14 protein-coding genes are annotated in these 14,772 nt (G+C 65.9%); 9 read left to right on the top strand and 5 right to left on the bottom strand.

What is annotated here, in order from left to right:
• Positions 1 to 32: 32 nt before the first annotated feature.
• The 3 genes from XH93_RS27650 to XH93_RS27640 all read left to right on the top strand — a co-directional run bounded on the left by XH93_RS27650 (position 33) and on the right by XH93_RS27640 (position 2,889).
• Positions 33 to 1,385 carry an ISNCY family transposase gene (locus tag XH93_RS27650; RefSeq protein WP_194469913.1) on the top strand — a complete coding sequence of 451 codons (1,353 nt, stop codon included), beginning with the start codon at positions 33 to 35 and terminating at the stop codon, positions 1,383 to 1,385.
• Between the two features lie 109 nt (positions 1,386 to 1,494).
• On the top strand, positions 1,495 to 2,586 hold the full coding sequence (gene ada / locus XH93_RS27645) for a bifunctional DNA-binding transcriptional regulator/O6-methylguanine-DNA methyltransferase Ada (protein ID WP_194469912.1): 1,092 nt from the start codon (positions 1,495 to 1,497) through the stop codon (positions 2,584 to 2,586).
• A gap of 99 nt (positions 2,587 to 2,685) precedes the next feature.
• Positions 2,686 to 2,889, top strand: coding sequence for a hypothetical protein (locus XH93_RS27640; protein ID WP_194469911.1), 204 nt, complete (start codon positions 2,686 to 2,688; stop codon positions 2,887 to 2,889).
• 35 nt (positions 2,890 to 2,924) lie between these two features.
• On the opposite strand, the gene murI is transcribed toward XH93_RS27640, so the two are convergent.
• On the bottom strand, positions 2,925 to 3,722 hold the full coding sequence (gene murI, locus XH93_RS27635) for a glutamate racemase (protein WP_194469910.1): 798 nt from the start codon (positions 3,720 to 3,722) through the stop codon (positions 2,925 to 2,927).
• A 181-nt stretch (positions 3,723 to 3,903) separates the two neighbouring features.
• Here murI and XH93_RS27630 point away from each other — a divergent pair, with 181 nt between their 5' ends.
• Entirely contained in the window at positions 3,904 to 4,482 is a 579-nt protein-coding gene (locus XH93_RS27630; RefSeq protein WP_194469909.1) for a cytochrome b, read from the top strand.
• Positions 4,483 to 4,562: 80 nt separating this feature from the next.
• On the opposite strand, the gene XH93_RS27625 is transcribed toward XH93_RS27630, so the two are convergent.
• The 4 genes from XH93_RS27625 to XH93_RS27610 form a co-directional block, all read right to left on the bottom strand.
• Entirely contained in the window at positions 4,563 to 5,735 is a 1,173-nt protein-coding gene (locus XH93_RS27625; RefSeq protein ID WP_194469908.1) for a M20 aminoacylase family protein, read from the bottom strand.
• A 170-nt stretch (positions 5,736 to 5,905) separates the two neighbouring features.
• The gene (purB, locus tag XH93_RS27620) at positions 5,906 to 7,213 is read right to left on the bottom strand and encodes an adenylosuccinate lyase (RefSeq protein ID WP_194469907.1); all 1,308 of its coding nucleotides are present in this window, start codon (positions 7,211 to 7,213) and stop codon (positions 5,906 to 5,908) included.
• A gap of 619 nt (positions 7,214 to 7,832) precedes the next feature.
• Positions 7,833 to 8,486, bottom strand: coding sequence for a response regulator transcription factor (locus tag XH93_RS27615; protein WP_194469906.1), 654 nt, complete (start codon positions 8,484 to 8,486; stop codon positions 7,833 to 7,835).
• A gap of 1 nt (position 8,487) precedes the next feature.
• Positions 8,488 to 9,846, bottom strand: a complete 1,359-nt coding sequence (locus tag XH93_RS27610; protein ID WP_194469905.1) for a histidine kinase — start codon at positions 9,844 to 9,846, stop codon at positions 8,488 to 8,490.
• A gap of 272 nt (positions 9,847 to 10,118) precedes the next feature.
• Between XH93_RS27610 and XH93_RS27605 the strand changes: the two genes are divergently transcribed.
• The 5 genes from XH93_RS27605 (at position 10,119) to XH93_RS27585 (ending at position 14,771) form a co-directional block, all read left to right on the top strand.
• Positions 10,119 to 10,898 carry a MotA/TolQ/ExbB proton channel family protein gene (locus XH93_RS27605; RefSeq protein WP_194469904.1) on the top strand — a complete coding sequence of 260 codons (780 nt, stop codon included), beginning with the start codon at positions 10,119 to 10,121 and terminating at the stop codon, positions 10,896 to 10,898.
• Positions 10,895 to 11,569: a hypothetical protein gene (locus tag XH93_RS27600; RefSeq protein WP_139484665.1), complete on the top strand. Its 675-nt coding sequence runs from the start codon at positions 10,895 to 10,897 to the stop codon at positions 11,567 to 11,569. Before XH93_RS27605 ends, XH93_RS27600 begins: the two co-directional genes overlap by 4 nt.
• Positions 11,562 to 12,167, top strand: coding sequence for a hypothetical protein (locus XH93_RS27595; protein WP_139859849.1), 606 nt, complete (start codon positions 11,562 to 11,564; stop codon positions 12,165 to 12,167). The genes XH93_RS27600 and XH93_RS27595 overlap by 8 nt, the downstream gene beginning before the upstream one ends.
• A gap of 943 nt (positions 12,168 to 13,110) precedes the next feature.
• Positions 13,111 to 13,701: a TetR family transcriptional regulator gene (locus XH93_RS27590; protein WP_139484667.1), complete on the top strand. Its 591-nt coding sequence runs from the start codon at positions 13,111 to 13,113 to the stop codon at positions 13,699 to 13,701.
• A 329-nt stretch (positions 13,702 to 14,030) separates the two neighbouring features.
• Positions 14,031 to 14,771: a metallophosphoesterase gene (locus tag XH93_RS27585; protein WP_194469903.1), complete on the top strand. Its 741-nt coding sequence runs from the start codon at positions 14,031 to 14,033 to the stop codon at positions 14,769 to 14,771.
• Position 14,772: the final 1 nt, after the last annotated feature.

Here is a 14,772-nt window from a genome sequence, read left to right as displayed (position 1 = left end):
TGTTTTTGGTGCCCCGGGACAAAGGGGGCACGATGGGCACGGCATCCATTCACGAGGGTGTACGACGGATGCGGTTTTCAGATTTGCTGGAACGGACGGAGGCGAGGGAGCTGACGCAGGAGGCTGCTGCGGAGTCTCTCGGGATCAGTATTCGGACCTTCCAACGCTGGGCGGAGCGTTATGAAGCGGAGGGCGATATCGGGCTGGTGGACCGGCGCATGGGACGGCGATCGCCGCGGCGGGCACCGGAGGAAGAGCTGGAGCGGATGCTGGGACTGTTCCGGGACAAGTACGCGGACTTCACGGTGAAGCACTTCCACGAGCAGTTGCAAAAGCGGCATGACTATGTGCTGGGCTATACGGTGACGAAGCTCGCCCTGCAGGCGGCGGGCCTGGTACGGAAGGCGCCGAAGCGTTCGGCGCACCGTAAGAAGCGCCCACGCCGGCCGCTGCCGGGGATGCTGCTGCACCAGGACGGGTCGCGCCACGTCTGGATCGAGGATCTGCCGGCGATGGACCTGATCGTGACGATGGACGATGCGACCAGCGAGGTCTACTCGATGCTGCTGGTCGAGGAAGAAGGCACGGCCTCGACGTTCCTGGCCCTGGGCGAGGTGATTGGCGAGCGCGGCTTGTTCTGTGCGCTCTACACCGATCGCGGCAGCCATTATTTCCTTACCCCGAAGGCTGGCGAGAAGGTCTCGAAGACGCAACAAACCCAGGTGGGACGGGCTTTATCGCATCTTGGGATCGAGCATATCGCGGCCTATTCGCCGCAGGCGCGGGGGCGCTCCGAGCGGCTGTTTGGCACGCTGCAGGACCGCCTGCCAAAGGAGCTGCGGCTCGCCGGGATCAAGACAGTCGAAGCCGCCAATGCGTGGTTGAAGGCGCACTACATCGCCGAACACAACGCCGCATTTGCGATCAAGGCCGAACAGCAAGGCACCGCCTTCGTTGCCGACCGCCACGAGGCCTGGCGCGAGGCGCTGTGCGTGATCGAGGAGCGAACCGTCGCCAACGACAATACCGTCGCATGGAAAGGTCGCCGGCTGCAGTTGCCGGAGAGCCGCCTGAGGCCTCACTTCGTCAAGGCCCTGGTGCGGGTGCATGAGTATCCCGATGGCACCGTCAGCGTGTTCCTCGGCCCGCATCGATTGGCGAGGTTTAGCGCCAACGGACAGCAGATCAGCCCCGACGCGCCTCAGCCTGGCAGCGTGCTCGGAGCCGTCAAGGACAAGCCCTGGCGGGCGCGCAAGCGCGCGTCCTTGACCGCTCCTGCGCGCGCCGCCGTCGAGAAAGCGCGGGTCGGGACGGAGAAACGGGCTTCAAATCGAACAAAGAAACCCGCCCGCACGGCTGACCAGACCGCTCTATCCATGGCATGACAAACCCGGCGCTCCCGTCCACGCCTTCCGCGGGCGCCCAAAACTCCAAAACGAAGGCGACAGATCACGAGCTACAAAAACACGACATCTTCACCCGCTACGGACATCGATGAACGTGAACCTCAAGAGACCCGAGACAACGACACCGCTCTCCGTCGCGGCCGACCCGCGCTGGGCGCGGATTGCCGCCCGCGACAGGACGGCGGATGGCGCGTTCTGGTATTCGGTGGCGACGACCGGCGTCTACTGCCGGCCGTCATGTCCTTCGCGCACCGCGAACCCTAAGAATGTTCAGCTGCACGACACGCTGGCAAGCGCCAAGGCGACCGGCTTTCGGCCGTGCCGGCGCTGCAATCCGGACGGACCATCGATCGAGGCCGAGAACGCCGCACTTGTCGTCAAGGCCTGCCGCCTCGTCGAGCAGCGCGAAGAAGAGCCCTCGCTCGAAGAGCTGGCTGACGCGGTCTGCCTGAGCCCAAGCTATTTCCACCGCATGTTCAAGGCGGCGACTGGCCTGACGCCCAAGGGATATGCCGCGGCCTACCGCGCCAGCAAGGTGCGCGAAAGTCTCTCCTCGGGACACAGCGTCACCGCGGCGATCTATGACGCCGGGTTCAATTCAAGCGGCCGCTTCTACGAAAAATCCACCGGCATGCTCGGCATGACGCCGTCGCACTACCGCGCAGGTGGCGCCAATGAGGAGATCAAATTCGCGATCGGCCAGACGTGCCTGGGCGCCATTCTGGTCGCGTCGAGCACGAAGGGCGTCGCCGCGATCCTGTTGGGCGACGATGCCGAGGCGCTGCTCCGCGAGCTGCAGGACCGCTTCCCGAACGCCCGCCTGATTGGTGCCGACCGGGACTACGAGGCGATCGTCGCGCGCGTTGTCGGCTTCGTGGAAGCACCGGAACTCGGCCTCGATCTGCCGCTCGATGTCCGCGGCACCGCCTTCCAGCAGCGCGTCTGGCAGGCGCTTCGGGACATTCCGGTCGGGGCGACCGTCACCTATGCCGAGCTCGCGCAACGCATCGGCTCCTGCAAGTCGGTGCGCGCGGTCGCCGGCGCCTGCGCCGCAAACAAGCTCGCCGTCGCCATTCCCTGCCACCGCGTGATCCGCACCGATGGTTCGGTCTCGGGCTACGCGTGGGGCGTCGAGCGAAAGCGTGCGCTGCTCGACCGGGAGGCCTCGCAGAAAGTCTGAGTGTTCGCCCGTCGAAGCAATGTCCGGGTCTCGCCGCTACAAGGAATTTCCCTGACGATGGATCCTCGCATCGCACCGAAGAAACGGCTCGAGAAACGCGTGCGTGTCGAGACGACGTGCGATGCGGTTGCGGCCCTGATGGAGTCCGATCCCGCCAAGGCCGAAGTGATGGTTCACCTCGCCAATCTCGTCGCGGACGGGTTCGCCGAATGGCAAATGCTGGACAGCGGGACCATCCGCCTGCGGCTGACCACCGGCGCGACCTATCTGCTCGAACAGACCACGGTCACGCGCATTGCCTGATTGCTGAGGTCGTTCTCTGACGGCGCAACGCCGGCTCAGGCCGGAACGCGGCCGCCGAAGAATGGCGTCAGCGCCGCGCTCAGCATGTGCGGACGCTTCGAGGTGAAGATCATCTCGGCGCCGGCGGTGTCGCTCTCGGTGCCGGGCGGGCCGAGCAGGTCGGCGACGCGGCGGGCGATCGCGGGCGCCGGATCGATCCAGTCGACCGGCCAGGGCGCGAGCCTGGTCAGGCGGTCGAGCAGCAGCGGATAATGCGTGCAGGCAAGCACGACGGTGTCGGTACGGGCGGGATCGTCGGCGCCGTTGCCGACGAAGCAGGGCGCGAGCTCGGCCGCGATGTCGGCGTCGCGCACGGTCTCCCCGCTGAGGGCTGCTTCCGCCAGCGAGGCGAGCTCGCCGGAGCCGACCAGCGTCACCTCGCAGCCCTGGGCGAAATCCGAAATCAGCTTGCGGGTGTATTCCCGCTTCACGGTGCCGCGGGTGCCGAGCACCGAGACGCGCCGCGTCTTCGAGGAGGCGCAGGCCGGCTTGATCGCCGGCACCGTGCCGACGAAGGGCAGGCGGTAGGCGTCGCGCAGATGCGACATCACGATGGTCGATGCGGTGTTGCAGGCGATCACGACGAGGTCGGGCGCATGGGCTTCGATCAGCTCGCCGACCAGCGGCACCACCCGGGCGACGATCTCGTCCTCGCCATGATGGCCGTAGGGAAAGAACGCGTCGTCGGCGACGTAGACATAATGCGCGTCGGGCCGGACGCCGACGATTTCGCGCAGCACCGTGAGGCCGCCGAGGCCGGAATCGAACACGAGGATGGTTGGGGGAGCTGCCACGCGCAAAACTTTATCCGATCCAGGGTTACCATTCAGTTGTTTTTGGCTTCCCGGTGTCCCGGGCCACACAAGGCGGTGAACGCGGGGAATTTCATATGGGCTTGGGCGATAGCTGTCACTATCAGGGCAAGCCATTGCCGTGACATGTGAAATTCAGGCGGGCCGCAGGGGCAGACCGGACATGATGCGAAACAATTCGACCGCCTGGGGGTGGCTCGCGCGCGCCTTCCACTGGGGGCTGGGCGCCGCGATCATCGGCATGATCGCCTATGGCTGGTGGATGAACCACTTGGCAGCGCGGCCGGATCGCTTCTTCCACCGCTCGATCCATGCCGACATCGGCTATCTGGTGCTGCTCTTCACCGTGCTCCGGCTGATCTGGCGCGCGGTCAATCCGACGCCGGCGCTGCCGGCGGACACGCCGCACTGGCAGCGGATCGCCGCCCGTGTCAGCCATGGCGCGCTCTATGCCGTCACCATTCTGGTGGCTGTGCTGGGCTGGGCGCATTCCGGCGCCCACACGCCTGACTATGCCGGCTTCTTCGGTCTGTTCCAGGTGCCGCAGATCACATCGCCCGACAAGGCGGCGGCGCAGGCCTATGAGGATCGCCACATCCTGTTTGCCTATGTGCTGCTGGCGCTGATCGCGCTGCATCTCGTCGCGGTGGCGTTCCACCACTTCGTCAGGCGTGACCGCGTCGCCGCGCGGATGATCGGCGCGCGCCAGGCCGATGGCGCGACGCACCTCGGCGTTCGGTGAGCAGGAACGCGCGACCATTCTGATTGTTCGTGCCGCCGGCAAGCGGTCGGCACGAACAAGCACGCTCAAGGCGCAGTCGCCTAGCCCGCCGGCATCTGCTTCTCGACCAGGCGCACCCAGTACGAGGCGCCGTGGCCGAGGATGTTGTCATTGAAGACGTAGGCGGGGTGGTGGCACATCGGGCCTTCGCCCGTGCCGAGGAACACGAAGGCGCCGGGGCGCGCTTCCAGCATGAAGGCGAAATCCTCGCCGCCCATCACCGGGATCGCCTTGTCGTCGACCCGGTCGGCGCCGACCACGTCGCGGGCCACCTCGGCGGCGATGCCGGCCTCGCGCGGATGGTTGATGGTGGCCGGATAGAGCCGGATGTAGTTGGTCTCGGCCGAGCCGCCATAGGCCCGCGCGATGCTGTCGGCGACCTCGCCGATGCGGCGCTCGACCAGATCGCGGATCTCGGGATGCAGCGTGCGCACGGTGCCGCCGAGCTTGACCGTTTCCGGGATGATGTTGAACGCGGTGCCGGCCTGGAACATGGTGATCGAAATCACCGCCGACTGCAGCGGATCGACGTTGCGCGCCACGATCGATTGCAGCGCGTTGATCACCTGGGCGCCGATCAGCACGCTGTCAACCGCCCGGTGCGGGGCGGCGCCGGCATGGCCGCCCTTGCCATGGATGGTGATCTCGACGCTGTCGGATGCGGCCAGCATCGGCCCGGGGGTGGTGGCGAAATGGCCCTCGGGCAGGCCCGGCATGTTGTGCAGGCCGTAGACCTCCTGAATGCCCCAGCGGGTCATCAGCCCGTCGTCGACCATCGCCTTGCCGCCGGCGCCGCCTTCCTCGGCGGGCTGGAAGATCACGATCGCGGTGCCGTCGAAATTGCGGGTCTCGGCGAGATATTTGGCGGCGCCCATCAGCATCGCGGTGTGGCCGTCATGGCCGCAGGCATGCATCTTGCCGGGGATTTTCGAGGCGTAGGGCACATCGGCGGCCTCTTCGATCGGCAGCGCGTCCATGTCGGCGCGCAGCCCGATGGTCCTGCCGGATGTGTTCTTGCGGCCGCGGATCACGCCGACGACGCCGGTGCGCCCGATCCCCGTCACCACCTCGTCGCAGCCGAACTCGCGCAGCTTGTCGGCGACGATGCCGGCGGTGCGGTGGACCTCGTAAAGCAGTTCAGGATTCTCGTGGAAATCATGGCGCCAGGCGGCCATTTCGTCCGAGAGGGCGGCAACACGGTTGACGATCGGCATGGGAGTTGAGTCCGTTTCTTGTGAGTTCGTAAGGCGTCTGAGCGTAGCGTAACCGGCCGGGATGTCACGAAAAAGAGAACGGTCATTCCGGGGCGATGCGGAAGCATCGAACCCGGAATCTCGAGATTCCGGGTTCACCCTTCGGGTGCCCCGGAATGACGGAGGAGACGTCAGCTCTCCCCGAACACCCGCTTGAAGATCGTGTCGACGTGCTTGAAGTGATAGCCGAGGTCGAACTGCTCCTCGAGCTCGGCGTCGCTCATGTACTTCCTGACGTCGGTGTCCTTCTTCAACAGCGTCAGGAAGTCGCCTTCGCCGCGCCAGACCGGCATCGCGTTGCGCTGCACGAATTTGTAGGCGTCCTCGCGGCTGGCGCCCTTCTGGGTCAGCGCGATCAGGACGCGCTGCGAATGCACCAGGCCGCCGAGGCGGTCGAGGTTCTTCTGCATGTTGGCGGGATAGACCAATAGCTTCTCGATCAGCCCGGCGAGGCGGACCAGCGCGAAGTCGAGGGTGACGGTGGCGTCCGGGCCCATCATGCGTTCGGCGGAGGAGTGCGAGATGTCGCGCTCGTGCCAGAGCGCGACATTCTCCAGCGCAGGGGTCACATAGGCGCGGACCATGCGCGACAGGCCGGAGAGGTTTTCCGACAGCACCGGGTTGCGCTTGTGCGGCATCGCCGAGGAGCCCTTCTGGCCCTCGGAGAAGAACTCTTCGGCCTCCAGGACCTCGGTGCGTTGCAGATGGCGGATTTCTACGGCGAGCCGCTCGACCGAAGCGGCGATCACGCCGAGCGTGGCAAAATACATCGCGTGGCGGTCGCGCGGGATCACTTGCGTCGAAACCGGCTCAGGCCGCAGGCCCATCGCCTTGGCGACGTGCGCTTCGACCCGCGGGTCGATCTGGGCGAAGGTGCCGACCGCGCCCGAGATTGCGCAGGTCGAGATCTCGTCGCGCGCGGCGACCAGGCGGGCGCGGGCGCGGTCGAACTCGGCATAGGCATAGGCGAGCTTGAGGCCGAAGGTGACCGGCTCGGCATGGATGCCGTGGGAACGGCCGATGGTCGGCGTCATCTTGTGCTCGAAGGCGCGGGTCTTCAGCGCCGCCAGCACCCGGTCGAGGTCGGCGAGCAACAGGTCGGCGGCGCGCTTGAGCTGGACGTTGAGGGTGGTGTCGAGCACGTCGGAGGAGGTCATGCCCTGGTGCACGAAGCGCGCCTCGGGGCCGACGATTTCGGCAAGGTGGGTCAGGAACGCGATCACGTCGTGCTTGGTCTCGCGCTCGATCTCGTCGATCCGCGCCACATCGAAGGTGGCGTCCCTGGCCTTGGCCCAGATCGTCTTCGCCGCTTCCTTCGGGATCACCCCCAGCTCGGCCTGCGCGTCGGCGGCATGCGCCTCGATCTCGAACCAGATCTTGAAACGCGTCTGCGGCTCCCAGATGGAGGCCATTTCCGGGCGGGTATAGCGGGGGATCATCGATAACTCCGAGGCGGGCAGGGGAGTGCCAAAGCGGCTCCCGGCCGATTTGTTTTTTACGCCGTGCTTTAGCAAATCGAGCCGGGCGAGGCCACCAAAACGGCGCTCCGGGAGGGGGAAAACCGGGTGAATCGAGAGGAAAATCCGATCGGGCGGCGTACTCCGTTTCGCCTCTCCCCGCTTGCGGGGAGAGGCCGGAACGCATCGCCAGATGCGTTCCGGGTGAGGGGGAGCCTCCGCGAGTCCAACTCCTGCCGTGTGCGCGGAGACGGCCCCTCCCCCTCTCCCCGCGAAGAGCGGGGAGAGGGAGTGGATATAGACGGGCGAAGGAGCGGGCTACGAAGCTTGCTGCCGGGGGCCCCTGCCAAAACATGGAAAACAACCCCATGCAAAGTAGCCGGCGTTCGACGCAACTTGGCACGTCGGGCAAATCAGTGGTATTATTCTACTATTCCGAATGAAGGCGCATAGCTTGGACGACCGGAGCGACATCCGGGATGTTCCGGGTGAGGGGGAGCCTCCGCGAGTCCCGCTCTCACTGCCTATGCGGTGATAGCCCTCACCCCGACCCTCTCCCCGCGAAGAGCGGGAGAGGGAGCGGATAGAGCTGGGCCAGCGGCTACAGATTCGCCAGCCCGCACTCCACGGCGAGCCGCACCAGCTGGGCGTCGGTGCGCATCCCGGTCTTGGCCTTGATCAAATAGTGGTAGTTCTGCACGGTCTTGGTGCTGAGGTTGAGGTTTTCCGCGATCTGCTCCTTGGTGCTGCCGGCCGCGAGCTGGCGCAAAATCTCGATCTCGCGCTCGCCGAGCTGGTCGAGCGCTGATTTGGTCGGCGCCAGGCTCTGCAGCGCCAGCACCCGGGCGACGTCGTCGCTCATGGCGTGCTCGCCGCGCGCCACGCTGCGGATTGCCTGGATCAGCTCGGCGGGTTCGCTGCCCTTGGTGACGAAGCCGCTGGCGCCGGCGCCGAACGCGGCCTTCACCTGTGCCGCCTCGCTGTGCATGCTGAACACCAGGATGCGGGCGTCGGCGTCGCGGGCGCGGATGTTTCTGATCGCCTCCAGCCCGCTGGCGCCCGGCATCGAGATGTCCATCACCACCACGTCCGGCGCATGCGCCTTGAACGCACGATAGGCCTCGGCCGCGTTGTCGGCCTCGGCGACGACGCGAAAATCATCCTGATGCTCGAGCACCCGGCGGTAGCCCTGGCGGACGACGGGATGGTCGTCCACCAAGAGGATCGAGATGCCCCGGGTCTTTGCGGTCGTCATCTCAGGCGGCGAGTGGAATGGTGGCGGCGACACTGAGCCCGCGACGGGCCGGCGCGATCGACAGCGAGCCGCCGAGCGCTGCGACGCGCTCGCTGACCCCGGTGAGGCCGAAGCCGGCCGACTGCGCCACCTTGGCGGCATCGCCGCCGCCGTCATCCTCGACCCGCACCAGGAGTGCATTCTCCGCGCCGCTCCGCCTTTCGATCCGCAGCACGATCTCGCGCGCGGCGCCGTGGCGCAGCGCATTGGTCAGGCATTCCTGCGCGACGCGGTAGGCGGTGGCGGCGACGGTGCCGCTGATGCCGGCGAGGTCGCCCTGCAGATCGAGCTGGATCAGCGGCTGGGTTGCGGCCTGCGATCGCCAGCTGTCGACGAGGTCGACCAGGCTCGCCTCGAGCCCGAGCTCCTCGGCCGGCGGATGGCGCAGCCGGTTCAGCGTGTCGCGCAGGCAGGCCATGATGCGGCGCGTCGCCTGCGAGATCATCCGCGCGTCCTGCGCGGTCTCAACCTTGCCCGCGGTGGCTTCGATCGAATTGGCAAAGGCGAGGATGGCGGTGAGGTTCTGGCCGAACTCGTCATGCAGCTCGCGGGCGAGCGCGCGGCGCTCGTCGCTGCGGATATCGAGCAGGCGCCGTGTCAGCACGGCGCGTTCCTCCTGGGCCTGTGCGAGGCGGTCGCCAAGCTCGCTGACGGCCTGGCCGATCATCGCGAGTTCCATGGAGCGAAAGCGCGGCAGCGCCGTGCGGTACTGGCCGTCGGCCATGCGGCGCAGCGCCGTCACGATCGAGCGCGCCGGCGCGAGCGTGTGCGCGATTGCGAGCGAGGCGAGCAGCGCGATCGCCAGCGCCATCAGCAGCGCGACATGGATGTTGTCCAGGATGTGCTGCCAGGCCAGCGCGACCGCTGCGTCCGGATCGGCGTGGGCGCGGACGGTTCCCGCGGTGGCGGCGCGGGCGCTGATCGGCCGCTCCACGGTGGCGTGATCGCCGAGCGTCATGTGCACGGCGGCGGCGAACCAGCGCGGCGGCGTCTTGCCGATGCCCTTGCTCTGACCGCACAGCGGCTGCTCGAACGCGCGGGCCGGCTCGAACTCGACGCAGATCCCCGGCGCGATCCGGCTCATGGTCTCGATGGTGCGCCAGTCCGGCGCCGGCAGCAGTTGCTCGCGCATGCGGCTGCTGCGCAGCAGCAATTCGCGCCAGTACAGCGCCTCGAGGGCCTGCGAGACGCGATCGGCGGAGGCTTCCGTGGCGCGATCGACGCTGCGATAGGCGTCGATCGTGGCCCAGATCGTGGCTGCGCCAAGGCACAGCGCGACGATCACGAGCAGGCGGGCGACCAGTTGAAGCACAAGGCGCATGCGATCCACTCCAGAGCCAGAGCATGATCCGGAAAAGTGTGAAGCGGTTTTCCGAAAAGATCATGCTCAAAGGAGACGCGAAAGCGCGATAGTTTCGCGCTTTGGCGGCGAAGCGTAACAGCAAGGTGGTTCCGGGCCAATTGCATGCAGGGCCATGCCATGCATATCGGGAAATTTGCCCGACGAAACCTGGGCAGATGTCTTTGGACGGCGCCGGCCGGCTCTGGTGTAACATCGAGGGAGCACCAACCGTCACAGGGAGCTAGCGCAGCATGGATGCCAAGGTTAGCGCCGCGGCCGCATCCGCCGGCACGGACGCGGCGGAACGCCGGGTCCTGTTGCTCTGGATGATCTTCACCGGCCTTTCGGTCTTCGCCGCGTTCCTGCTTTGGCGCTACGGGCTGATCCGCCTGATGGTTAGTTCCGACCGCACCTACATCTCCAGCGTCATCGCCGTGCTCTACATCGTCACCTGCGTGCATTGCTTCTGGCGCACGCGGGCGATCGCGCGGGAAGGCGAGGCGGCGCGCGGTTGCCGGGCCATCCTCGCCGCGCCCGACGGCGCCAGCGCACTTGCCGGCGATGCACGCAACCTGCCAGGCGGCCTCGTCACCGAACACATCAAGAGCCTGGTGCAGAAGGCCAAAGCCCAAGCAAAAGGCCCGATCGACCAGACGCTGCTGCTGCGAACGCTGGCGGACCGGCTGCGCGGCTCCAACGGTTTTGGCGCCTTCGTCTCCGACACGCTGATGAAACTCGGCCTGCTCGGCACCATCATCGGCTTCATCATCATGCTGGCGCCGATCGCAACGCTGGATGCCGCCGACAAGGTCGCGATGAAATCGTCGATGGGGCTGATGAGCGACGGCATGGCCGTCGCGATGTACACGACGCTGGCCGGGCTGATCGGATCCATCCTGGTCCGCATCCAGTACTACATGCTCGATGCCGCGACCCAGCGGGTGTTTTCCGATGCCGTGGTGCTGACCGAGACCCACGTCACCCCGGCTTTGGAACGCCGGCTTGGAACGCCGCTCGGATCGCCGCCATGATGGATGATTTCGGCCTCTATCCGCGCGAGGAGCCGTTCGATCCGCTCGGCGTCATGCTGTTCAAGGCGCTGCAGGTGATCGCCTTCCTGTTCTTCCTGGCACTGCTCGCGGTGTCGCCCGACTCCAAGGAGGGCAAGATCGAATCCAAGGCGGAGTTCATCATCACGATGGACTGGCCGGACAACCATCCCGACGATCTCGACCTGTTCGTGCAGGACCCTGCCGGCAACATCGCCTGGTACCGGCACCGCGAGGCCGGCTTCCTCACCCTCGACCGCGACGACCGCGGTGGCGCCAACGACTTCATCGTGGTCAACGGCAAGAAGATCGCCTCGCCGATCCGCGAGGAGATCGTCACCGTGCGCGGCATCGTCGCCGGCGAATACACCGTCAACATCTCGCATTTCGCGGCGACGACCGGTCAGCCGGTCGAGGCCAAGATCAAGGTGCAGAAGCTCAATCCGACGGCGCAGGTGATCTTCGACAACAAGCTCACCCTCGACCACACCGGCGATGAGAAGACCGCGGTGCGGTTTCGTCTCGACGCCGCGGGCAAGGTGATCAATGTCGACCAGCGGCCGAAGTCGCTGCTGGAGACGTTCCGCAGCAGTTGGCGCAACGGCGCCGACGTCGATCCGAAGACCGGGGTGAGGGTGCTGCGCCGTGAATAGCTTTCAGTCGGTGATCTTCACGCTCGCGGTCGCCTATGCGGTGGTCGGCGCGCTGCTCCTGGTCGTGCTGGTCTATGCGCGCCTGCACTGGTCGTTCAAGGCGATCGCGATCGTCGTGACCAGCGCCTTCTATGTCGTCAGCTTCGGCGGCATGCGCGGACTGCTCGGCTGGGCCTCGACCGAGCGGCTGCCGGCCAACTTCAAGCTGCTGCACTCGAGGATCGTCGAGCCGCATTCGCTGGAGGGCGATCCCGGTGCGATCTATCTCTGGGTCGAGGAGGTCGACGAGGACAACCGGCCGAGCGCGATCCCGCGCGCCTTCCGAATTCCCTACAGCGACGCGCTGGCCGAGCAGACCCACACCGCGGAGAACGAGATCAAGGCCGGGCATCCGCAGGGCGGGCGGGCCGCGGATTTCGGCGGCGGCGACGGCACCATCATGGACCTGGTCCGCGAATACATCACGCCGAAGACCATCCTGGAGACGTCGGGCGGGGATTCCACCACCGGCGTGTTCGCGCCGCCGCCGGCGGGCTCGGCGTCGGTGTTCCAGCCGCTGCCGCCGCCCCGGATGCCGCCCAAGGACGACCTGCAATAGAAGGATGGGCAGCGGCGACAGGGCGCTGTGCGGCAAGGGTAAGTGGCAGGAAAATAGGGATTCGGAATAATCAGTCAGCCGGATGGACAGTAGTCATCCGGAATTCCTCAATCCCCTGAAGCGTGTAGTCTTGGTGCCAACCGGGGCTAGATTTCATCCCCAAGCCATTTTCCCGGCAAAGGGGCCGCTGCGTGAGGCGGCCCCTTTCGATTCCAGCCTTCCATTCGGGATCTCCGTCAGCAGGGATGGGGCTGGATTCGAACTCTGGAACCCGTATCTCCCCGGATAGACCGTTTGCCCCTATCCCATCTCGGTTTGGGCGCTAAAGTACCCCTACTTCAATACTGATCTCGGATTGAAATCATCGTCAGGGGGAGTGTTATGAAGTCAATTTTCAAAGTCGCTTTGGCGTTCGCTGTCTTCGTTGGTTCCGCCTCGGCCTACGCGCAAGCTCCAACGGCCACTTCAAAGGCTGCGAGCACTCAGAAAGCAGGGGCCAAGACAGCGAAACGTGGGCCGATGCATGATGGCTGCCACGGCAGGGCCGCTCAGATGTCGGGCAAGCCTTGCCACTAAGGTCGATTTAGCACGGGAACCAGAACGGGCCGCCTCAATTGGCGGCCTTTTCATATTCTCCTAGGCGTTTTGCTCGGTCGGTCAGTTCACAAAATATTGTCTGACAGATATTGAAATCTGTCAGCGAGATGGTGTATATACATCCTGCGCAAGGGAGGAGGCGCCAACTGGCCGATCCGGCACGTCGCCGGCGAAGCCGCCCTGAATTTGATTACCTCGAAGGACTACCTCCATGACGATAGAAATCTTTCAATTGACCGCCCAGATTCAACAGTGGCTCAACCTTCGCGTCGCCCGCCATTTGGCCGCTCAGGCCGCCAAATTCAGCCGCGGGTAAGGACAGCGAGACCCAGACGACGGTGAACGCATGAACGAGACGGTGGTTTTGACACCCGAGCGGATTCTCGAAGCAACCGAGGATGTTTTGCGGCGCTACGGGCTCGCCAAGGCCACTGTTGTCGATGTTGCCCGTGCGCTGGATGTCAGCCACGGCAGCGTTTACCGCCATTTCCCCAGCAAAGCCTCGCTGCGCGACGCCGTCGCCAAGCGCTGGCTGGATCGCGCCAACGAGCCGCTCTGCAAGCTGGCCGCCTCAGACGGCCCCGCGCCGGAACGGCTGGAGAAGTGGCTGCGCACCATGTTCGAGATCAAGCAGAAGAAGGTCTGCGACGATCCGGAAATGTTCGCGACCTATCTCGCGCTGGCCCAGGAGGCGCGCGAGGTGGTGGAAGCCTACAAGAACAAGCAGTGCGACCTGGTCGCCAAAATCCTGTCCGACGGCATCGCCCAGGGCGTGTTCGAGATCGACGACGTCAAGGCGACCGCCCGCGCCGTGTTCGACGCCACCGTCCGCTACCATCACCCGGCGCACGCCGAGGAATGGGCCAAGCCGGAATGCCCGTCGCGCATCGACGCGCTGATCAGCCTGCTGCTGAAGGGCCTGCGGGCCTGCAAGTAGGCAGACGCGGCCGGCGATTTCTCTCAGACAGTTGAGCAAGCGGTACCCCTCTCCCTAACCCTCCCCCGCAAGGGGGGAGGGAACCCTCTCGCCGGTACCTCCCTTACATTCGTTGCCGAGTGCTCTAACCAAGCTGCGGCGTTGCTTGTCAGTGAGGTGAGCACATCAGGAGGGCTCCCTCCCCCTTGCGGGGAGGGTTGGGGAGAGGGGTAAGCCGCAAACTCCGAGCTCTGACGTGATGCGATCTCGCGTCTGACCAGGCCCGCTCCGATTGCGAGCCGGGCGCCGCGTGTGCTTGATATCGACCGGGATCAACCACGCGGACCACGATGCGGCTTGCGCTCTTTTCGGACATTCATGCCAACCGGCAGGCTTTTGCGGCCTGCCTCGAGGCCGCGCGGGCGCGTGGCGCGGAGCGGCTGATCTGTCTTGGCGACATCGTCGGCTACGGCGCCGACCCGGAATGGGCCGTCGACACCATGATGGACCTCGTCGCCAAAGGCGCGGTCGCGCTGCGCGGCAACCATGACAATGCGATCGGCATCCCCAGCGACAGCATGAATGACGACGCGCAGGCCGCGATCGACTGGACCCGCACCCGGCTCAGCGCGGAGCAGAAGGCGTTCCTCGCCGGCCTGCCGTTACTGCGCGAGGAGGACAACCGTCTCTACGTGCACTCCGAGGCGTCGGACCCGGCGAAATGGCGCTACATCCGCGACACCGCCGATGCCGCGCGCAGCATGATGGCGACCGAGCTGCAGATCACCTTCTGCGGCCACATCCACCGGCCCGGCCTCTACTCGATGTCGGCTGCGGCCAAGATGACGAGTTTCGTGCCGACCACGGGGATCGCCGTGCAACTCTTGACCGGACGGCGCTGGCTCGCCGTGCTCGGCTCGGTCGGCCAGCCGCGCGACGGCGACCCAGCCGCCTCGTTTGCGATGTTCGACACGGCGAGCCGCGAGATCACCTATCTGCGCGTGCCCTACGATGCCGAGACTGCGGCGGCGCGGATCCGGGCGAACGGCCTGCCGCTCTGGCTGGCCGATCGCCTGTTGATCGGCCGGTAGC

Origin of the sequence: Bradyrhizobium sp. CCBAU 51753 (genome assembly GCF_015291565.1) — a bacterium.
GTDB classification, from domain to species: domain Bacteria; phylum Pseudomonadota; class Alphaproteobacteria; order Rhizobiales; family Xanthobacteraceae; genus Bradyrhizobium; species Bradyrhizobium ivorense.
This window is presented reverse-complemented; position numbering and strand designations above follow the sequence as displayed.